Below are 22,256 nucleotides of genomic sequence, written 5' to 3' on the forward strand. Positions count from 1 at the left end.
CCTGTGATTATTGGTGCAATGATTCTAGCACCGCTAATGTCGCCCATCATTTCTTTATCAATGGGAGTTTTAAGACAAAATATTGATCTCATAGCAACCAGTAGCAGTACGTTACTGGTGGGTATGAGTCTAGCCCTAATGTTTGGCACAGTGCTAACGTGGTTAATACCATTGACAATGATTACGCCTGAAATTCAAGCGCGATTGAGTCCAAATTTATTGGATTTAGGGGTGGCCATTTTTTCTGGTATTGCTGCAGCTTATGCCAGTGCACGTTCAGAAGTTGCGAAGAGTTTGGCGGGTGTGGCCATTGCGGTGGCCTTGGTACCACCACTAGGCGTAGCGGCAATTGGGGTTGGCTGGTGGGAGTGGTCCATTTTTTGGGGGGCTTTCTTGCTCTTTTTAACCAACCTGGTTGGCATTATTTTAGCGGCAGCAGCCACTTTTCTACTGATGGGATTCAGTCCTTTCCATTTAGCAAAACGTGGATTATTAATTACGACGGTCTTTGTGATGCTTGTCAGTATTCCATTGGTATTCGCATTTAATAGTTTGGTTCAAAAGCAGCGCATTACTACGGTTTTGCAGCAATTAGAATTTAAGGATATTGAGGTTCGAGATATTCAAGTGATCAGTAATGATGAGCATATTATTGCTGTGAAATTACTGTCAAATCGTGTTTTGCAGTCAGATGAAATAGTTACTGTAAAAAGTAGAATGGAAAAAGAACTGGGACATGCTATTCGTTTAGAAGCACAATTGGTCGTGGTTCAATAAGTTACATGGATCTCAGGCATAAAAAAACCTGTTTAAAAAACAGGTTTTTTAGACGCTAATGCTGCGTGTCGAGTCGACTAGGATTGTGCTAATCGAGCAATTGCGGCACGTTTTTTAGCAATCAGATTTTGAATGATGGGTGTCATCATCAAATCCATTGCTTGAACCATGTGCTGACCACCACAGACAAGGGTTTCTTCGTTCTGTAGGAAAGCACCTTCAATTTGATCTTTGACTGCTTCTAAGTTGATATCTTGATGGCGAATATGACAAATCAACAATGAATCTTCTGGTGCTGGACCCATAGGTGCATCAGGAGACATGGTTGAAAATGGATCAGAAGTGTCAATAAGTGGTACACGGTGAAAATTGATATGTGTACGGTGGAACTGTGGCACGATAGTTTCAATATAGTCAGGCATACGCTCAAGAATAATATCGTGAACTTGCTGAACAGAGTAAGGACGCTCTGATGTATCGCGATAGATTTTTTGCATCCATTCGATATTGACACAAGGGGCAACACCAATACCTAAATCGACATATTGGGCAACATTGTGCATGCCTTCTTCAGGGCCATGATCCATACGTTTTACCATGCCATGCAAGCCTTCATAGAAAAGTACATCTGTGCCTTCTGGAATGGCTTCCCAAGGGGTAAATTCACCTGGTGAAAGGTTGGTTCCAAGGCGTGCATTATGCTCTGTAGCCTCTTCTTCACTATGAATATAGTAACGACGCTTACCTGTCGCATTTTCTTTATATTCTTTAAACAACGCTTCTAATTCGGCAAATTCATTGGCTGCTTCAGCAAAGTGCGTTAGAACTGGACCGCCATTGGCTTTAGACTCAGCGACCTTTTGTTTCATATCCGTACGACAATATTTGTGGTAGCTGTCACCTTCAACAATGGCGACATTTAAGTTTTCACGGTCAAAAATCTTTTCTACTGCGCGTTTAACAAATGAAGTTCCCGCGCCAGATGAGCCTGTAACGGTTACGATAGGATGTTCTACTGACATATGATTGTCTCCTTTAGTAGGGTTGCCAAGTCAAAAAGAGGTTGGCAAGCTATCTTACGGAATAGTGTGGTATTCAGTAAGCGTTTTAAGTTATAAAAATTAAAAAATTTGAAAAATGTTATACATCAATATTTTCAGCTTTAAGCGCATTGCTTTCAATGAAGTCTCTTCTGGGCTCCACTTCATCGCCCATCAGGGTCGTAAAGACTTGGTCCGCCTGAACGGCATCAGAAATTTTGACCTGTAATAGACGGCGAGCTTCTGCATTCATGGTGGTTTCCCAAAGTTGTTCTGGGTTCATTTCCCCCAGACCTTTATAGCGCTGAATGCTTTGTCCACGTTTTGCTTCAGCTAGTAACCAATCCATGACTTCTTTAAAGCTTGCAACGGGTTGTTCCTTTTCACCTCGTTGAATTTTTGCTTGATCAGTCAGTAAGCCTTTCAGTTGACTTGCTACTTTGGCAATGTTTTCAAATTCAGCGGAAGCGAAGAAATCTTCATCGTAAATTTGTGAGGTTAAAGTCCCATGTTCGCGTTGCTGTAAGCGAATTTGAAATTGTGTTTCGCCATTTAACGCCGGTTCAACTTGAAGCTGATACTCGACTTTTTGTAATTCACCAATGGCTTTTAATCGAGGTAAAGCCTCATTTATCCACTGCTGACAGGCATCATAATTATTTAGGGTATCAACTTGGATTGGGTTTAAATCCAGCATGAGCTCTAAGAAAGTGTGACTAAAGCGTCTGGCTAAACGCGAAATAATACGATTGGCTTGCAAGAAACTTTTAGCTAAAGTCTCTAGCGCCATTTCTTTAATGGCAGGCGCTTCTGGCGCGGTCCATAGAGCGGCTTTATCTAAAGCGGATTGTAATAAATAACTTTCTAATTCACTATCATCCTTTAAATAAGCCTCTTGTTTTCCTTTTTTAACTTTATATAACGGTGGTTGAGCAATATAAATATAGCCTCTTTCGATCAGTTCCGGCATTTGGCGATAGAAGAAGGTTAGCAGTAAGGTTCTGATGTGAGAACCATCCACATCGGCATCGGTCATGATAATAATGCGGTGATAGCGTAGTTTGTCAGGGTTGTACTCTTCATGGCCAATTCCGCATCCTAAGGCGGTAATCAGTGTACCGACTTCGGCTGAGGCCAGCATTTTGTCAAAGCGTGCTTTTTCAACATTGAGAATTTTACCTTTCAGCGGCAAAATTGCTTGGGTACGACGATCTCGGCCTTGCTTGGCAGATCCCCCTGCGGAATCCCCCTCCACAAGGTAAAGTTCAGATAGTGCTGGATCTTTCTCCTGACAATCCGCCAGTTTTCCGGGAAGCCCTGCAATATCTAGCGCCCCTTTACGACGGGTCATTTCACGTGCTTTACGTGCTGCTTCACGCGCTCGCGCCGCATCGACAATTTTAGAAAAGACAGATTGCGCTTCTTTTGGGTGTTCTAATAAATATTCAGCTAACTTTTCATTCATCGCGGTTTCAACCGCGGATTTAACTTCTGATGAGACCAGCTTATCTTTGGTCTGCGATGAAAATTTTGGGTCAGGAACCTTAACTGAAATAACCGCTGCGAGCCCTTCTCGGGCATCGTCACCAGAGACGGTCATTTTGTATTTTTTGGTCAAACCTTCCTTTTCAGCATACTGATTAAGTGTGCGAGTTAACGCTGCTCGAAAGCCTGAGAGATGGGTTCCGCCATCACGTTGTGGGATATTGTTGGTAAAACAAAAAATCGATTCCTGATAGGCTTCAGACCATTGCATGGCCACTTCCACCACGATATCTTCACGTGTGGTTGAGAAGTAAAAGGCTTTCTCATTAATGGGCGTTTTATTGGTATTGATGTAATCAACAAAAGCTTTGATGCCGCCTTCAAATTGAAAAACTTCATGGCGATCATCTCGTTTATCCAGTAGCTCAATATGGACACCTGAGTTTAAAAAAGACAGTTCGCGTAAGCGTTTTAACAAATAGTCAAAACTAAATTCGGTTTGGGTAAACGTTTCCTTACTGGGTAAAAAGCGAATCTCTGTACCGGTTTCAGTGGTTTCTGAAACCGCTTTAAGCGGCTCAACGGGAACGCCATGGCGGTAAGTCTGCTTCCAAACGTGTCCTTCGCGTTTAATCGTGAGGTGAAGTTCTTCAGACAAAGCATTGACCACTGAAACCCCAACCCCATGGAGTCCGCCGGAAACCTTGTAGGAATTATCATCAAATTTCCCGCCCGCATGTAATACGGTCATAATGACTTCTGCTGCAGAAACGCCTTCTTCTTCATGAATGCCGACCGGAATCCCGCGCCCATTATCGGTGACAGAGACAGAACCATCTGTGTGGATGGTGACGACAACCTTGTCACAATGACCTGCTAAAGCTTCATCAATACCGTTATCAACGACTTCAAAAACCATGTGGTGAAGGCCTGTGCCATCATCGGTATCCCCAATATACATTCCTGGGCGTTTACGAACTGCGTCCAGGCCTTTTAGAACCTTAATTGAGGAGGAATTATATTCATCAGGTTGGTTGGTTTTTTCAGCTTCTGTGGTCATAGGTAAGGGGTCTTTTTATTTGTCGAGATTTGTGTTGAATACAATCAAAATAACTTGCCAATTCTACCATAATTTTTCTAATTTTGTCTCGCTTAAATGTTATCAGAAACGGAAGCTATAACGCTTTGATAAAAAACGATAATTTGATAGTTTTCACTTGCTGGAAATGGCAGAACATAAGTGTTTGTCATTAAGAATAACCAGGCCTGGTGGGTTAATGACAGGTTTTTAACTTGGCCTGCTCAAACATGGCCTTCATCGCCGCACGACGTTTTGTCGCTTGAACATAGTCAGTCGGTTGGGCTGGAACGATAAGTAAGTAATCACCGAGTTTTAAATCATCGGATTGGAGGCTGGGTTGGTCAAATACTGTTTGACTAATAGGACTGATCACAGAGAGGGTTAATTTAGGGTTAAGGTGCTTGAGTGCTGCAACTGTGCCTAACCCTGAATTGCTATGAAAAGCACCATTGAGGTGGATAATTTGGCTGTTAGTGTATTGAGAATGGGCTAAATGAACGGATTCGGCCATGCTATTGTCGCGCAACAGTTGAGCAAAGTAGCTATTGCTGGGTTGGGATTGTCCGTTATGAGAAGCCTTCCCTTGCTGCATAAATTGTTGAAACTGAGCTGCATAAGTCGGATCAGAATAGAAGGGATCTTTTGGAAGGTATTGAGCATCACGAGTCGGTAATTTTTTTAAATACGTCTTGCCTTGTCGACCAACACAACGCACTGTATCTGCGGGTGCATTGGCGGCGATTACGGGTATAAAGTGTTGTTTGGCAAATTCGACTAAAGGTCGGTAACTGGCGGCATAATTTCCCCAAGCAGGCGCCTCCTTAATCAAGGTCTTTTCTCCAATCTCACTATCGAGATAGCGATTTAAAATGTCTTGTTGGTCACGATTAAATTGTTCCATCGACAGCACCTGGTGGGGCCTTTGTTGAAACAATTTCGCTTGAAGTTGGGCTTGAAACAGGTGAACGGCATGGTTGCCATGAAACTCACCGAAAAAGATCACCTCTTTATCGGCGAGTCTTTTAGCCAATGACGCTAGGGAAAGCACCTCTAGCGTTCGGCTATCGACTATCTGATAGTCGTATAAGGTCGTAAAGGGGGCGAGTTTGGGTAGATTATTTGCACTCACCTCTTGGCTAATAACAAATTGGCTAATAATGAAAAAAAGCCAGCCAAGACGCGTGTATCGCATGATTATTTGGGTTCAAATTTAAATTTTTGACCCGCAACAGAGGCTTCATACATGAGACCGCCTTTGGCGATAATGAAAGTGGCCATACCTTTGTAATAGTTTGCGGTGGTTTTGGCATTGTTTTGACCGCCGCTGGCTGAGGTTGACATCCCTTTGGTTCCCGCTTCAGCAGAAGCGCCAGCGGTTAGCACGACCACAGTCGCCTGTGCACTAAATTCAAAGTTGTCACTGGTAAACTCATTATAGGCACGTTCATCTTCAAAAAAGATCACTTGGCTATATGCTTGACCACCCATTTGAAAGCCAATAGACGCCTGGTAAAGTGTGGACTTGCCCATATATTTGTGTGCCTTATAAACACGCCCTTCACCATAAGCACCACCTACGACAAAGCCTGCTTTGGCAATGGTTGGAAAAATGGCATAGCCATAAGCTGAATCAAAAAATGCTTGAGGTGCTTTGGCATCCTTGAACATGTCGACGGTATCTTTATATTCGTCTGCAGCAGCGGGTTGGAATAAAAAGGGAATACATAATAATAAGGCAAATAGTGGGGTTCTCATTAGGTGTCCTTTTTATGAGGTAGATTCAACAATATGTTATTCAGCTTAATAATGGCGCAATGCTTGAAAAATATCAAGCAAAATGCCGTTAAAAGACCCAGGCCTGGTTATTTTAAGCCAGACCCTGAGCCAAACAAGGAATGACACGATAACTTAAAGGTGTATTGGGTAGCAGGGCTTTCAAAGCCGATAGGATGGTTGGGTAATCCTCAAAAGTGGTTTCGACTTCTAAGCGCATTTTAGGGATATAGCCGGCGACTTTCTCATCCACGGTTTCAAAAGTTTGTTGTGGATGATAGGATTCAACACGGTATATGTGGAAACGCATTTCTGGCTTCATGACCAATAGCGCATCACTTAAAACATGCTTATGTTTTGGGTCGATCAGAACTTGTAGTTGCACAACATCTTGTTGTTCTTTAAGCATGTTGCTCTCCTTTATCGGTTGCGGTTTGTCCCAGAGACATGAGCCCAAATCGTTGGAAAATAATCGGTAAAATTAACAACGTTAAGAGGGTAGAGGTAATGAGACCACCAATCACGACAATGGCTAAAGGCCGTTGAATTTCTGAACCTGCCCCTGTGGCAAACACCAAAGGAACTAATCCAAGTGCGGCAATCGAAGCGGTCATTAATACGGGCCTTAGACGACGTAATGCTCCTTGAATTAACACTTCCGCCATTGGTAAGCCTTCCGCAATCAGTTGGTTAAAGTAACTAATCATGACCACTCCGTTTAAGACCGCTATCCCCAATAAGGCAATAAAGCCGACTGAGGCGGGAACCGATAAATATTCACCCGTGATCCAAAGTGCAACAATTCCCCCAATCAATGCAAATGGGATATTGACTAATACCATCATTGATTGTGAGATGGATTGGAAGGTGCTAAATAAGATTAAGAAAATTAACACCAAAGCAATCGGTACGACAATGGAAAGCTTTTCAGCCGCACGCTGTTGATTTTCGAATTGTCCGCCCCACTCGAAGTAAACGCCCTCCGGTGCAGATAGTTTTTCCGCTTCCAGTTTGGCATCCTCAACAAAGCTGACTAAATCTCGGCCGGAGACATTGGCAATGACGGTTGCATAACGTTTGCCCTGCTCACGTTGAATCGATACCGGTCCGGTCACTTCTTTCGCCGTTACCAGTTGACTCAGTAAAACGGAATGGCCATTCGCCAACGCCACGGCCTGTTGAAGCATTTCGATCTTAGAGGCTTTACTCGACTCAGGTCCTCGAATAATCAAAGGAATCTGACGAATACCTTCATAGATGGTGCCCACTTCTAACCCATTAATCTGAGCGCGAATTAGCTCTTCTATCGCAATCACGCTCAGGCCTAACCGGGCTGCCATATCTCGATTAACAGTGAGCTTCAAATAGCGCAAACCATCATTTTTAGGGGTATAGACATCGACAGCACCAGGAATCGCTTCAACCTTTGCCACTAATTGATCGGCTAATTGTGCTAAAGCAGCTTGTGATTCACCGAAGATTTTGATGGCAATATCCCCCCTAGCACCCGTTAACATTTCATCAACTCGCATTTGAATCGGTTGGGTGAAGGCGTAGTTAATGCCAGGAAAGTCTCTTTCGACAACCGTTCGAATGGCTTCAATTAGTTCGTCTTTGGTTTCCATACGCCATTCATTTTTAGGCTTTAACACCATAAAAGTATCGGTATCATTTAAGCCCATAGGATCTAACCCTAATTCATCTGAACCGACTCGAGCAACAATACGGGTGATTTCAGGCACTTCTTCAAGCAATCGCTTCTGGATTCGCATGTCCATGCGTACCGTTTCTTTCAGGCCAATAGATGGGATTTTTTCGACTTGGAAAATAATATTGCCTTCATCCATTTGTGGCATAAAGGTTTTCCCGACCTGAGTATAAACCCAACCCGCCACTAAGAGTGCACTTGCCGCAAAACCAATAATAATTTTGTCGTTGGCTAGACTCCATTTTAATGCCGGCAAATAAATGGCGGATAATTTTCGAATTAACCAAGGCTCTTCATGTGACGGTTTCCCTAGAATAAAGGAAGCCAAAGTAGGAATAATGGTTAAAGACAGGATCAGTGAGCTACCGAGTGCAAAAATAATGGTTAATGCCACCGGCACAAACAGTTTTCCTTCCAATCCTTCTAAGGTTAATAAAGGCAGGAATACAGTCATAATAATTAAAATACCCGACACAACAGGTACAGTAACTTCTTGTAGCGCTCGATAAATGATATGCAATTTTGAAAGATTGGCTTTATCTCGTTCCTGAGTGGTGACAATATTTTCGACCACCACCACTGCGGCATCGACCAGCATCCCCACCGCAATGGCAAGCCCGCCCAGTGACATAAGGTTAGCTGACAGCCCATAAAAATACATCAAAATAAAAGTCATTAAAGCGGCCAATGGCAAAATCAACGCGACTGTGACAGCGGCTCGGACATTGCCTAAGAAAATCAACAAGACCAAAATAACCAATACAACTGCTTCTAATAAGGCTTTGGAAACCGTAAATATCGCTTTATCAACCAATTCACTCCGATTGTAAAACACCGAAATAGAAATGCCATTCGGTAAAGCAGACTGTAATTCATTTAAACGCTGTTCAACATCCTGCACCACTTGTTTCGCATTCGCCCCCCGTAAAGCCATGACCAAACCTTGTACGGCTTCCGCTTCGCCATTCTGGGTTACTGCGCCATTGCGATAGAGGGAATCGACTTTGACCTCTGCTAAGGACTTAAGGTAGATAGGAGCTTCGTTGCTGTAGCTCACCACGATGTTTTCAATATCCTCAATAGAGGTTAAGTTGCCCTCGGTCCGAACCAATAATACTTCTTCACCTTGGTTTAAGCGTCCTGCACCATCGTTTTGGTTATTGTTTTGGACGGCCTGTGTTAATTGATCTAAGCCAATTTCATGGGCTTGCAGCGCTGAGAATTTGGGTTGGATACTAAATACTTTGACAAAGCCACCTAGCGCATTTACATCGGCCACGCCTGGAACACCGCGTAAAGCGGGACGAATCACCCAGTCCAATAGGCCGCGTTTCTGTTGGGCATTAAGGGTGTCACCCTCGATGGTAAACATAAAAACGTCACTTAAAGGGGTTGATAAAGGTGAAATACCGCCCGTTACGCCCATCGGTAGATTGACATTGCCAAGGCGTTCAGCCACTTGCTGACGGGCCCAGTAGACATCAGTGCCTTCTTTGAAGTCTAAGGTAATGTCGGCAATCGCATATTTAGCTAAGGATCGCAAACTGACTTGGTTGGGGATCCCCAACAACTCCATTTCTAATGGGGTAATTACGCGTTGTTCGACTTCGTTTGGCGTCATGCCAGGCGCTTTTAAAATAATTTTAACCTGAACGGGGGAGACGTCTGGAAAAGCATCAATCGGAGTTTTTTGAAACGCAATCCATCCCCCGCCTGTAATGGCTAAAATCAGTAAAACGACCAAAATACGCTGGGTTAAGAAAAACTGAATCAGACGATTCATGTTATTCGCCTCCTTCAGCTTCAAACACCGCTTTTATGGCAGAGGTACTTTTGATAACAATTTCTGGCGCCGATCCAAAGTCACTAGTAGTTTTAAAATAGAGGGAATCACCGTCAATATTCAAAATCTCGATCGGAATGGCTTGAATCTCAGTCATTTTCTTCAAAAAAACGACGGTTTGTCCGGCTAATTGCGCAACGGCATTACGAGGTACCTTATAAGCGACTTCTGAGGGCGCAATGGCGATGTTAAATTGAGCCTGAACACGTTGGCCGGGAATTAATGCATGATTGGCATTTGGTGCGTCAATGTGAACTAACACCGTTTGTGTCATGGGATCAGCGACATTTGGAATCAACTCGATTTCACCTGTGACTGAAGAGCGGGAGGTTTTAACTGTGACAGCTTGACCAATGGTTAAGTCTTTAGAGTCTTCAACCGGAACTGGCACTTCAATGACAATGGGGTCAGTTGATCCTAAAGAAATAATCGCCTGATTGGCATTTAAACGTTCTCCAGCTTTGACTTGAAGATCAAATAGCTCACCATCGGCAGGTGCCGTTATCTGTAATTTGGCTGGTTGAAGTTGTTGTGTTTTAACCAAGGTTTGAATCGCTTGAGGAGCCATACCCAGTAAAGCTAAATCCTGCTGCTGTTGCCGTTTAATTTGCATAGCCTTGTTATATTCTGCTTTAGCACTCTGGAAGTTCTTGGTAGAAACGACTCCAGTTTTCATCAGCTTTTCGGCACGCGCCAAGTTATATTTGGCATTATTAAAGTCGGAAAGCGTATTTAAAAAATCTTTTTGGGCCGTTAGGAGGGCTGGACTTTGAATCTGTGCAATGACATCGCCTTTTTTAGCGGCACCATGGAAATGGATGATTTTGGTGACGAGCCCGGATAATGGCGCCGTAATCAAATAGGATTGATCTAAAGCGACCACTGCTTGACCTGTGTAAGTTCGGCTAGGATAAGTCGATGCCCGGGTTGTAACGATAGATTCTATGCCTAGATGCTGTTGGTTTTCAGCAGCGATTTGCACCGTTTGGCCAGCTAAAGCAATTGAAGTGAACGAAGCGCAGAGACCCAGACTAAACCCCAGCGTGACTATTTTTAGAAAGCGAGTTGGTATTAATTGCACGGTGGGTTTCATTCTAAAATAACTCCTTGGGCTTGGTTGAGGTTGGCGATGGCTTCTAAATGATTTAATTTGGCTAATTCATTGTTCAGTTGGTCGTCAAAAAATTGTTTTTTTGCTAGTAGTAGAGATTGGATCGTGGTTTCTCCCTGCTGGTATGCCGTTTCTGCAAGTAACATGGCTTCTTCAGAAAGACCTATTTGTTGTTGTGCTAGTTTTTCGATTTCCTGAGCGGCTTGCAAATTTCTCTCGGCTCTTAAAATGGTGAGTGCTAGGTTTTGTTCTACTTGTGTTTGTCGCATTTGTGCATCTGTCAGTAACTGATTTTGCTCTGAGGAGCGGGCGTCGGCTCCTGGATCTAGTCCGAGAGGTAAAGAAATTTCTGCAATCAAAAATTGTTTGTCCGCAGAACCATCACCAGCGGCTTCGTTTCGAGAGCCGATAAAGAGAGAAGGATTGGCGCCTTTTTGGGCTTTGATTAAGCTAAGTCTGGCCTTTTCAATTTCAACCAGCGACCGATTCAATTCACTTTGTGGATGTGAGCCAGCCACTTTTACTTGTTTTTCGGCTAAAGGCATTGGCAGTTCATCTTGGCCGGTCCAACGAATCAGGTTTTGTTTGGCAATAGCAAAATTGGCTTGTTGTTGTGACAAGGTTTGTTGGAATTGCATTTTCGATTTTTGTGCCACCAATAAATCGAACTTAGGGCTTTCTCCGGCATCAACCTTTTGCGTAATAAAATTGACAAGAGATTGGGTTTGCTCCAAGTTTTGCTGGGCAAATGTCAGTTGGACTTGTGCTTTTCGATAGGCCCAAACGAGTTGGCGTAGCTTTCCCGATGCCGTTAAACGTAATGTTTGGTTCGAAAGTTCGGCTAAAGTTTGATAGGTTGATCCGAGTTGTTCAAGGCTGTCGGCTTGACCTGACTTCCAGATGGGCATGCGAGCACCAAATTCCCATGAATTGTCGGACTGGTTACCGATGATGCCCGCGTTTTCGTGACGAAGATTCAACTCAACATCACCCGCAATCCAACTATTGGCATATTTTTGATTGGCTTTTGCTAAGGCTTGGTAGCTAATACCTTGTTTTTTTTGTGGAATTTTGTTGATGATTTTCGGTAGTAGGTCGCTATAAGAAAGGGCCCAAGCTGATGATGATAATGTCAGTAAACTGACAGATAGGACTAAAAGTTTCATCATAATATTATGTTTCTCTAATTTGAGTTAGCGCATGGTAAAAATTGAACCTTAACTGAACCTTAACAAAGTAGAAAATATAAAAAATATTTATGGATTTGAACAAGTAAAATTGTAAATGAAAATAATTCTCATAATTGTTTACGTAGAATGCATTAAATATTTTATGAATGAGAATGACTATGCATTGATTTTAAAGCAATTTTTGAAATAGGTCCAACCCTACTTACGGTTAACTGAAAATAAGGGTGATAGCAATAAAGAACAAACTTGCTCACTGCAAGTTTGTGAACACTTTGGATTGGGTGTGAACTTAGTTTGATTGTATGAGCTTTAAGCGTACTCGTAAACCTCCATGTTCAGAATGTTCAAATGAGATCTCAAATTCATAGGCTTCCGCAATTTGCTTGACAATCGACAGTCCAATTCCATGACCCGAAATGGATTCATCTAAGCGGTGGCCTCGATCTTGGATACTACCAAGCTGTTCATCGGGAACGCCTTTACCATCATCTTCAATATCAATATAGGTGATGAATTCATCTTTGTTTTCGGGGTTTCGTTGTTTGTGAATGGTTAAATAGACATTATCCCGACTGAATTTGGTTGCATTGTCGAGAAGGTTACCTAATAACTCAAATCCATCTTCTTTTTCGATTGCCAACGGAGGGGCCGCTTTATCGGTAAAACTGGGCACATGGAAATGTTTATGGGGATAAAGTTGCTTAAGGGTGTCAATTAAATCGGGAAGGTGGGTTTTCAAGTCAAACGGTTGAACCGAATGGGCGTGAGCAGCCAAGCGTGCGCGTTTTAATTCACTTTCCACACGTGCATAAATGCGCTCGGCTTGTTGTTGCAGCGTTTCTCTTAATTCAGGATAGTCGTTAAAGGCGGGATCATTTAATAATTGATATATTATATTAAGCGGCGTTTTTAAACTGTGTGCCAAGTTTGCGTTGGATTGGCGTGACCGTTGTAATTGTCGGCTGGCACTTTGTAGTGCCTGGTTTAAGTTGTCAATCAACTCGGCCACTTCAATAGGATAGTCCGATACCTCCAGTTGTACTGCTTCGCCAGTATGGAGTTTTTCCAGTGCTTCATGAATTGGTTCAAGCTGCTTAAAGCCTTTGCGTAAAATAAAGCGTTGTTGCCAGTAGATTAAAAAAAGTGCCAAAACCGCAAAACCACCAATTAAGATGTCGAAATAGATCAACGCTTGTTTCATGGGATTATTGTTTTCGGCAATATAAATAATCAATGGTGCATTGCGATATTCAGTTTTATAGCGATAAACAAAAAGACTGGCGTCAAGAGGCCCTTTGGTTTCATAGTGACTGATTAGGTGAGGCGAGACTTTAAGAAACAGGGAAAAATCAGCTAAGGAGTTTGACTCGATAATTTTGTCTTTATATTCGATAACGAAATAGTGCCCAGAATATTTTTCATCATAAATCGGGCTGATGCTACGGTAATTGATTTGAGGATAAGAATGTTCATGGGTATGGGTGCGAAGGTGTTTTTCAATAGAAACCGAATCATGGGCTAACCGAGTCAGGAGATAATCTTCGGTGATTTGGTGGATTGTCATCACCGACACCCACCAAAATCCGACAAAAATGAGCAACAAGCTGGCAGTCAGGTTGCGATTGAGTCGAATTTCAATTGAATTCAAGGAGCCGCTTCCTCTAAGGCATTTTCACTGAGACGATAACCTTGTCCTCTGAGCGTTTCAATGGATTTTTTCCCTAAATACTGACGGAGTTTATGGATATACACTTCGATTAAATTTAAATCTCGCTCATGGTCTTGGTCGCCTAGGCGTTGGATGAGAGACTCTTTAGAAAAGATTTTAGTGGGATTGGATAAAAATAATTTGATGAGAATAAATTCATTTTTGGTTAACTGAAAGCTATTTTCACCAACTTTTAAAGAGCGACTGTTTAGGTTCAACTGAGCAATACCATGGGTTAAGAGGTTGTCTACTGCATGTAGGTTGCGCTTAAGCAAGACTTCGATTCTGGCCAGCAATTCTTCAAAATGGAAAGGTTTTCCTAAGTAATCATCAGCGCCTTTTTTTAGACCATCTACCCGTTCTTGCCAGCTATTTCGGGCCGTTAGAATGAGCACGGGCGTGGCATTTTGTTCGGAGCGGATATGCTCCAACACCGATAGGCCAGACAGTTTGGGCAAGCCAAGGTCAAGAATGATTAAATCATACTCAAATTCCTCTAATAGATAGAGCGCTTCCTCACCATCCAAGGCGATGTCAACAACATAGTCTTTTTTCATTAGGTTGGTTTTGAGATTCTCAACTAATAACGTCTCATCTTCAACTAACAGAATTTTGTACATGGCTTATCCAATTTAATTCAAAGTGAACCTAAAAATGGCCAGGCCTGGTCATTTTATCGTTGTTTTATTCAGGGGCTATTACAATCTATTGACCCGATATAATATGCTTTTTTAAACAAAATTAAAACCAGTCGACGTCTGAGTTGGGTTTTTATCTAATAATTAGGTGTACGGTTTTTAAGTGATTATGACCTAAATGCTTATAGGCATGGCTTATAGGGAATAAAAAGTTTTTATTGGATGACAAAAATCCTCTTTTTGACAGAGGTTGGGATATCTACGAGAATAAATGTCATAATCTAATGAAAAGTCGTTGTGTCATGGTGTCGTGTTTTTAGAACCAATATCCATGATAGATTGACGCAACTTGATACAATACTAAAAAGGTTGCATGAAAATAAAGGAATAAATATGGAAGTGATTGTCTGGAGTGCTTGGGTTGGCGGACTGGCAATGGGAATGTTTGTCATTTTTCACTTCTGGTTGATGGGAAAGCCAGCGGGCTGTTCAACAGGCTATGGAAATTTTTGTGGTCTCTTATGCAAAAATATCGCCTATTTCCGCACGGGCGATTACAAAACCATTAATAATTCAAAGTTGTGGTTTTTATTGGGAATACCGCTTGGCGGATTTCTGAGTGCTTTGCAATCGCCAGAAGCTTGGCACTTTACCTTTAATATGGGCATGTATGATGCCATTCTCCCGCAAAGTGATGCAGGTAAAGCCATTTGGTTAATTTTTGGCGGCGCATTACTTGGATTTGGTGCACGCTTGGCAGGGGCATGCACGACAGGTCATGCGCTGGTTGGCGGGGCAATGCTCAATCCCCCAAGTTTACTGGCAGGCGGTATCTTTTTCATGAGCGCATTTTTAACGACACAACTGCTTTTTGGCACTTAATATAAAGGCTTTACCATGTTAGCAACTGTTAAATCCATTTCACCTAAGGCTCGGAACAATTTTTTTGGCTTACTGATGGGGGTGGCTTTTGGTTTTTTTATGAGCCATGCCGGCGCAACGACCTATGATTTTCACGCCAAGATGTTTTTGTTTGAAGATTTTCAATTAATGATTGTCATCGGCGTTGCGGTGATGGTGGCCATGGTTGGGGTGTCGATTATGAAGCGCTTTCACGTGACGGCAATTGCAACTGGCGAAGAAGTGGATTTTGTGAAAAAGCCCTATCAAAAAGGTCTGATGGTCGGTGCGTTGCTATTTGGCATTGGTTGGGGAATGACCGCATCTTGCCCAGGAACTATCCCCGCAATGATGGGCGAAGGAAAAGTTGCTGGCATCTTTGCTTTTTTGGGACTGTTAGTCGGTACCACTGCCTATGGCATTTTACAAAGTTTTATCCAGTTACAAAATCAACCGCCCACATCCCGTTGATGGAGACAGAGATGACCCTTAAAACAGTGCCATCTCTGCCACTAATCCCCCCTCAAAAGCTCAAATAGAATAAATTGTCAATCATTTCAAAAGATTAAAATAATTTAATCTCCATTCCAGTATAATACGTTCTTTTTGAAAATTGAGAGCGCTTGAATGAAAACAGATCATATCCGCAACGTTGCGATTATTGCCCACGTTGACCATGGTAAAACCACCTTAGTTGACCAACTTTTACGTCAATCTGGGACCTTTGATGATACCCGTAAGGATATGGGCGATCGTGTCATGGATTCCAATGATCTGGAAAAAGAGCGCGGTATCACCATCCTATCTAAAAACACCTCTGTTCTTTGGAATGGCTTCCGAATTAATATCGTGGACACCCCAGGCCATGCCGACTTTGGTGGCGAAGTTGAACGTATTTTATCGATGGTCGATTCGGTTTTATTATTGGTGGACTCGGTTGAAGGGCCTATGCCGCAAACCCGTTTTGTCACCGAGAAGGCCTTAAGACAAGGCTTAAAGCCGATAGTTGTTATTAATAAAATTGACCGACCTGGCGCGCGCCCTGATTGGGTATTGGATCAAACATTTGATCTATTTGACCGCCTAGGTGCTGATGATGAGCAGATGGATTTTGATGTGATTTATGCATCAGGTTTGAATGGCTTTGCCGGGTTAGAGGAAGATGTTCGCGAAGGCGACATGGAACCCATTTTTAAAGTCATTACCGAAAATGTTTCACCACCAGATGTGGATCTAGCTGGACCTTTCCAGTTGCAATGTATTTCTTTAGATTATGACACCTATAAAGGGGTCATCGGTACCGGCCGAATTAAGCGCGGTGCGGTTCAAGCTGGGATGACAGTTGCCATTGTGGGTGCGGATGGCAAAGAGCGCAAAGGAAAGCTAGCAGAGTTATTTGGCTATCACGGTTTAGAACGTATCAATGTTGATGAAGCTCATGCCGGTGATATTGTGGCCTTTACCGGTCTAGATCCATTGAACATTTCAGATACATTATGTGATCCGAATCATGTAGAAGCGCTTCCTGCTTTAACGGTTGATCAGCCAACAGTGAGTATGACTTTCCAAGTGAACGATTCGCCTTTTGTTGGTCAAGACGGTAAGCTGCTGACCTCTCGCCAAATTCGTGAACGGTTGGATAAAGAGTTATTGACCAATGTGGCACTGCGTGTTGAAGAAACGGAAGATGCCAACAAATTCCGTGTATCCGGTCGGGGTGAATTACACTTGTCAGTATTGATTGAAACCATGCGTCGTGAAGGCTTTGAGATGGGTATTTCTCGTCCAGAAGTTATCTTCCGTGAAATCGATGGCGAAATGCAAGAGCCTTATGAAAATCTCACAGTTGATGTACCAGAAGAATCTCAAGGAACCATTATGGAAAAACTTGGGGAGCGTAAAGCAGAAATGCAAGATATGGTACCTGATGGTCATGGTCGTGTTCGTATCGACTTTATTATTCCTTCTCGTGGTTTGATTGGTTTCCGTACCGAGTTTATGACTGCAACACAAGGAAATGGCCTTATTTTCTCCAGTTTCTCCCATTACGGGCCAAAATTCTCTGGCACACTGGGTGAGCGTAATAATGGTGTGTTGATTTCAATCGGTCAAGGTAAGGCATTAGCGTTTGCTTTGTTTAACCTTCAAGAGCGTGGTCGTTTATTTCTCGGTCATGGTGAAGAAGTCTATGAAGGGATGATTATTGGCCTACATAGTCGTGCCAATGACTTAACGGTTAACCCGTTAAAAGGTAAGCAGTTGACCAATATGCGTGCTTCTGGAACCGACGAGGCGTTGACCTTAACTCCTCATGTAACCTTTACCTTGGAGCAGGCATTAGAGTTTATTGATGACGATGAATTGGTTGAAGTGACCCCATTGAATGTCCGTATTCGTAAAAAATTACTGACAGAAAATGATCGTAAAAGAGCAGGACGTAGCAAGAAATAACGATTTCTAGCTTCTGGTTCTCATTAAAAGCCGTGTATTTTGCCAGGCCTGGTTAAAATACACGGCTTTTTTATTTGTTATTTGAATTGCCGTGTGTCATTTTTAAAAGTGCGCTAAAATTTATGCATGACAAATGATTCTTTACAGCAGACACTTTACCCACCTCAGATGCCTTTTAGTGAGCACTTCTTACAAGTGGATCTCACTCATACCCTTTATATCGAAGAAAGCGGTAATCCAGATGGATTGCCTGTGCTTTTTATTCATGGTGGGCCGGGAGGCGGCAGCAGTCCGATTCAGCGGCGCTTTTTTGACCCTCAAATCTATCGCATTATTCTGTTTGATCAAAGAGGCTGTGGCAAATCTCGCCCTCATGCTTGCTTAACCAATAATACCACCGGTCATTTGATCGAGGATATTGAAAAAATTCGGCGTCATTTAAAGATTGATCGTTGGGTCTTGTTTGGTGGCTCTTGGGGATCAACCTTGGGTCTACTTTATGCCGAATCTTATCCAGAAAGAGTGTTAGCGTTGGTATTGAGAGGCATTTTTTTATGCCGACATGAAGACACCGAATGGTTTTATCAAAAGGGCGCAGATCGTTTCTTTCCGGATTACTGGCAAGATTTTATTGCGCCGATTCCTGAGCATCAACGCGATAATATCATTGAAAGTTATTATGAGTTGTTAACTGGGAATAATGAAATCGCACGCATGAGCGCGGCAGAGGCCTGGTCCATTTGGGAAGGGCGAACATCCACTCTGCATGTTGATACGGATTTGGTGAATCATTTTGGCGATCCATTTCATGCGCTCGCCATGGCACGCATTGAATGCCATTATTTTATGCATAATGCTTTTTTGGAACCGGATCAAATTCTAAAATATTATGCACCGCTTAAAAGCCTACCCATTCATATCGTGCAGGGTCGGTATGATATGGTGTGTCCGGTTAATCAAGCATTTGAATTAGCTGACGTTCTGCCAAAGGCACAATTGCATCTGTGCGACTATGCTGGGCACTCAGCATTTGAACCCGAAATTGCCAACCAATTGGTGGTTATTATGGATCGATTAGCGGATGAAATTGATTGGTTTGATCCGGCTTTGAGTTGAGGCCACAAGATGATTTGTTTATTGCAACGGGTGACCCAAGGTCAGGTCGAAGTCCAAAACCAACAAGTGGCGTCCATAGGGACTGGATTGGTGGTATTGTGTGGGTTTCAGCCGCATGATAATGAGCAAACCTTATCAAAAATGGCGCATAAACTGCTGCACTTCCGTGTGTTTGCAGATGACGCTGACAAAATGAATTTCAATATCCAACAAGCCTGTCAGGGGCAAGGTGCAGAGTTGTTATTAGTGCCACAATTTACCTTGTCTGCCAGTACTCAAAAGGGGTTGAGACCCAGTTTTCATACCGCTGCCGCACCTGAATTAGCCAATTCACTCTTCCAACAGTTTATTAAGCAGGTTGAACAAATCTATCGTTCGCCGCAAGTGGGCGAATTTGGCGCCAATATGCAAGTCACTTTAACCAATGATGGTCCTGTGACCTTTTGGTTAGAGACCTAAATTTTACCAGGCCTGGTCGTTTTTACGTGTTTGTGGGGTCGTCTGGCATCGTTTGATGAATTCGGCCTTTATTAATCTGCCAAACTCGGGTTTTTTGAGCATTTAAAATTGGAATCAAGTCTGTAGAGGTGCTGGTCAAAATATGTTGGATGTCGAGGACATCGAGCAACTTGAGTAAGGTGGTTCTATGGTGCGCATCGAGTTCTGCTGGTAAATCATCAATCAACATAATTACCGAATGATGACTGGTACTTTGATACAGGCAGGCCTGAGCCAGTAACAGTGCGCACACAAATAACTTTTGTTGTCCACGAGACAAGGTTAGCATGGCTTCCTGCCCACCAAACTTAAATTTAATATCAGATCGGTGACTGCCATATTGCGTGTGACCATTGAGTTGATCTTTGGCAAATTGCTGGTGAATCACATCGGCAAAGCCATCGACTGGTTTGGCATGGATCGTTTTCGGCCAACCAGCCAAATATTGACAGGCTAGTTCTGCTTCAAGCTCTGGCATCAGGGCTTGACAAAATTCTTTGACAAAAGGCGTTAATTGCTCAATATAGTCGGAACGCATCTCATCTATCTCAACGGCAGCCTCAATTAAAGGACCATCCCATAATTGAATTTGTTGGGCTGGTAGTTGTTTTTTTAAAGCGTGATTACGCTGTTTTAAAGCGCGTTGATAATGTCGCCATGCTGGTAAAAATGCCTTGAATTGATGAAAGCAGCCCCAGTCCATAAACTGGCGTCGTGCTTTAGGGCCTTCTTCAAGTAATCGATGGCTTTCTGGGGTCAGTAGTTGTAACGGTAAATGGGCGGATAACTGGGCTTGGGTTTTTAAGGTTTCGCCATTGAGCTTGAGTGTCAGTTTATCGGGCTGACGACTTAATCCCAGGTTGAAGGTCTGTTCCTGTTCAACTAATTGACAAAAAATGACCAGTTCATGGTGTTCAAATTGGATCAATTGTTGGGGTTTTGCGGTACGAAAAGAGCGTCCGGATGCCAACGTCCATAAGGCTTCGATGAGTGCTGTTTTGCCTGCAGCATTATCGCCGACAATTAAATTCAATCCTTCGCCAAATTCTAAACAGGCCTGGTCAATATTTCGGAAATGTTGCAGCTTTAGGGTTGTCAGTTTAGACAAGCGAGTCTCTCATGAAACTAAAAGACGTCATTGTAATGGATTTAGAGGGGATCAACCAGTTATAAAATGATGGACAGGACTCATGGTCTAATTGCCCTAGAAAGGTGAGCATTAGGCGGGTTTTCAATTGAAAAAGGCGCTTATTTAAGCGCCTTTCTTTTTAAATTTAACGCGGTTGCGTGTCAGTGGGTTGATCTGAAGTAACGGGTTCTGGTTCTTCAGGACTGGGTTCTGGGTTCTGCTGATCGTCTACTGGTTGAGTCATTTCAGCTTTTTCAGCTTCCGGTTGTTTGGCCAATTTGGCTTCTTCGGCTTCTTGATCTTCTTGTTCTTTTTCTGCATAGGTTTTTTGTAAATAAATACCCGACACAGCTAGGAAGATACCGGTTGACGCACAGATAAAGGCTAAGGATGAGAACCAAACCAATGCCACCAAGCCAACCGTTTTCTTCGGTACTTCTATCGCATTTTCCTTATCGTCAATATAGGCAGCCATACGATAAATTTGGTTTGAGTTCACTAACCGATTAATTTTGTGGGCGATGACGGTCTGTTTCTTTTTAATTTCAAAAATCTGCGTATCTATCGCCTTGACCTGTTCTTGGATGGACTGATACTCGTTGAGTTTTTGTTTCTTTTCCTTCTCCATTCGATTAATGATGCTTTGCTTATTATTGGCGACTTGACGAGAATAAGATTTGAATTCTTTTTGATATTTCTTTCTCATTTCTTCATCATGGCGTCTGCGTTCATTCAGCTCATTTTCCAATTCATCAATACGTTTCTGAACCATATCAATGCGCTTCTGGAAGTTTTTGCCTAATATTTGCAATTGATCTTGTAGCTGCTGTTCGGTCTGCGTTTGTTGAGTCAAGGCTGAAGAACCAGCAGCAAAGTCCGCTAATTTATATAAACGTTGCTCTTTTTCTTTAATGAGGTTGCGGTATTTTTCTTCTACCGTTGCCTTGGTTAAGAAACTGGCTTCCGCTAATTTTTGTTTCATTTCCGCTTTTAAATCATCAACTTCTTTTTGTAGTTTATCCTTATCAGAACTCGCTCCTGATACATTTTGGTTTAATAATGTTCTTAAACGTTTTTGAAGCGCAACCCGTTCTTCATCCCAAGACTCATAAATTTCGTTTTTCTTGGTTTCCAATTCACGAATTTGCGCTTTATAGGCGGGTTCATAGTCATCTTTTAAATTTTGCAATTGCTTATTAATGTGCTGACGTTCAACTTGAAGCGCGCGGTAGTAATTCTGATTGGCCTTTTCGACGGTTTTATTATATTGATTGTCAACGCGATCCGGATCAATAGTATTAATTTCTTTTTTACGGCGCTCTAAATCTTTGATTTGGTTTTCTAACAATAAAGATTCATTTTTTTGTTCATCAATAGATAGGTTGAGTCCGGCAAAGTTCCGTTCAAAGCCATTCGACATGGTTTCAAAGGTAATGAATGCCAACATGATTAATCCTGTAAATAACAGGATACGCCAGCGAATATGACGGGCATACATCATGGCTGTTGCGGTAGGGATTTTAGCGGCTTCTACTACGGCAACTAATACAAAAGGTAAGCCTGCAACAAGGATATTTGCATAATCGCCAAAAGAGGCCGCACCATCATGACGGTTGAGTTCGTCATAGACAGAATAGGCGACGATAATGGAAATCAAGAAGCCGATGGTTACGGCGAGTATTTCAATCACCCAAGCAAATTTAACCAGACGGACACCGACACTAAACAAATTTCGGTTGGTTAAAAGTAATGAATTTTTTGATTCCATGGTGACACCTTTGCATTAATTTGGAATAACCTGATTGTTT

General features: G+C 42.6%; 18 protein-coding genes. 6 read left to right on the top strand and 12 right to left on the bottom strand.

The features are described from left to right. The coding region (locus CYQ88_RS04590) for a DUF389 domain-containing protein (protein ID WP_143483762.1) at positions 1-777 on the top strand (777 nt) is incomplete at its 5' end. A 77-nt stretch (positions 778-854) separates the two neighbouring features. Here the strand turns inward: CYQ88_RS04590 and CYQ88_RS04595 are convergent. From CYQ88_RS04595 to CYQ88_RS04640, 10 genes are all read right to left on the bottom strand, one after another. Further along, on the bottom strand, positions 855-1,799 hold the full coding sequence (locus CYQ88_RS04595) for a phosphoribulokinase (protein WP_101840178.1): 945 nt from the start codon (positions 1,797-1,799) through the stop codon (positions 855-857). Positions 1,800-1,917: 118 nt separating this feature from the next. Further along, entirely contained in the window at positions 1,918-4,362 is a 2,445-nt protein-coding gene (gyrB, locus tag CYQ88_RS04600) for a DNA topoisomerase (ATP-hydrolyzing) subunit B (protein WP_101840179.1), read from the bottom strand. 214 nt (positions 4,363-4,576) lie between these two features. Continuing rightward, positions 4,577-5,575: a ChaN family lipoprotein gene (locus tag CYQ88_RS04605; RefSeq protein ID WP_101840180.1), complete on the bottom strand. Its 999-nt coding sequence runs from the start codon at positions 5,573-5,575 to the stop codon at positions 4,577-4,579. Positions 5,576-5,577: 2 nt separating this feature from the next. After that, positions 5,578-6,138, bottom strand: a complete 561-nt coding sequence (locus CYQ88_RS04610) for a YSC84-related protein (RefSeq protein ID WP_101840181.1) — start codon at positions 6,136-6,138, stop codon at positions 5,578-5,580. Positions 6,139-6,250: 112 nt separating this feature from the next. Then, positions 6,251-6,565, bottom strand: a complete 315-nt coding sequence (locus CYQ88_RS04615; protein WP_101840182.1) for a DUF3240 family protein — start codon at positions 6,563-6,565, stop codon at positions 6,251-6,253. Continuing rightward, positions 6,558-9,647 (bottom strand): efflux RND transporter permease subunit, encoded by a 3,090-nt coding sequence (locus tag CYQ88_RS04620; protein WP_101840183.1) that lies wholly within the window; start codon positions 9,645-9,647, stop codon positions 6,558-6,560. Before CYQ88_RS04620 ends, CYQ88_RS04615 begins: the two co-directional genes overlap by 8 nt. A gap of 1 nt (position 9,648) precedes the next feature. Next, positions 9,649-10,800, bottom strand: coding sequence for an efflux RND transporter periplasmic adaptor subunit (locus tag CYQ88_RS04625; protein ID WP_101840184.1), 1,152 nt, complete (start codon positions 10,798-10,800; stop codon positions 9,649-9,651). Then, a complete protein-coding gene (locus tag CYQ88_RS04630; RefSeq protein ID WP_101840185.1) occupies positions 10,797-11,987 on the bottom strand; it encodes a TolC family protein in 1,191 nt (396 codons plus the stop codon). Before CYQ88_RS04630 ends, CYQ88_RS04625 begins: the two co-directional genes overlap by 4 nt. Positions 11,988-12,297: 310 nt before the next feature. After that, positions 12,298-13,656, bottom strand: a complete 1,359-nt coding sequence (locus CYQ88_RS04635) for a sensor histidine kinase (RefSeq protein WP_101840186.1) — start codon at positions 13,654-13,656, stop codon at positions 12,298-12,300. Beyond that, complete coding sequence (locus CYQ88_RS04640; RefSeq protein WP_101840187.1) at positions 13,653-14,336, bottom strand: response regulator transcription factor; 684 nt, start codon at positions 14,334-14,336, stop codon at positions 13,653-13,655. Before CYQ88_RS04640 ends, CYQ88_RS04635 begins: the two co-directional genes overlap by 4 nt. 411 nt (positions 14,337-14,747) lie before the next feature. On the opposite strand from CYQ88_RS04640, the gene CYQ88_RS04645 reads away from it, so the two are divergent. From CYQ88_RS04645 to dtd, 5 genes are all read left to right on the top strand, one after another. Then, complete coding sequence (locus tag CYQ88_RS04645; protein WP_101840188.1) at positions 14,748-15,236, top strand: YeeE/YedE family protein; 489 nt, start codon at positions 14,748-14,750, stop codon at positions 15,234-15,236. 15 nt (positions 15,237-15,251) lie between these two features. Continuing rightward, positions 15,252-15,725 carry a DUF6691 family protein gene (locus CYQ88_RS04650; protein WP_101840189.1) on the top strand — a complete coding sequence of 158 codons (474 nt, stop codon included), beginning with the start codon at positions 15,252-15,254 and terminating at the stop codon, positions 15,723-15,725. A gap of 156 nt (positions 15,726-15,881) precedes the next feature. Then, entirely contained in the window at positions 15,882-17,705 is a 1,824-nt protein-coding gene (typA, locus tag CYQ88_RS04655; RefSeq protein ID WP_101840190.1) for a translational GTPase TypA, read from the top strand. Positions 17,706-17,831: 126 nt separating this feature from the next. Continuing rightward, complete coding sequence (gene pip, locus CYQ88_RS04660; protein ID WP_101840191.1) at positions 17,832-18,821, top strand: prolyl aminopeptidase; 990 nt, start codon at positions 17,832-17,834, stop codon at positions 18,819-18,821. 9 nt (positions 18,822-18,830) lie between these two features. Beyond that, positions 18,831-19,280: a D-aminoacyl-tRNA deacylase gene (dtd, locus tag CYQ88_RS04665; RefSeq protein WP_101840192.1), complete on the top strand. Its 450-nt coding sequence runs from the start codon at positions 18,831-18,833 to the stop codon at positions 19,278-19,280. 22 nt (positions 19,281-19,302) lie between these two features. On the opposite strand, the gene recF is transcribed toward dtd, so the two are convergent. Both recF and CYQ88_RS04675 read right to left on the bottom strand, forming a co-directional pair. Continuing rightward, a complete protein-coding gene (gene recF, locus CYQ88_RS04670; RefSeq protein WP_101840193.1) occupies positions 19,303-20,427 on the bottom strand; it encodes a DNA replication/repair protein RecF in 1,125 nt (374 codons plus the stop codon). Positions 20,428-20,593: 166 nt separating this feature from the next. Then, positions 20,594-22,216, bottom strand: a complete 1,623-nt coding sequence (locus tag CYQ88_RS04675; protein ID WP_199170159.1) for a hypothetical protein — start codon at positions 22,214-22,216, stop codon at positions 20,594-20,596. Positions 22,217-22,256: the final 40 nt, after the last annotated feature.

Origin of the sequence: Hydrogenovibrio sp. SC-1 (genome assembly GCF_002848135.1) — a bacterium.
Classification (GTDB): Bacteria; Pseudomonadota; Gammaproteobacteria; order Thiomicrospirales; family Thiomicrospiraceae; genus Hydrogenovibrio.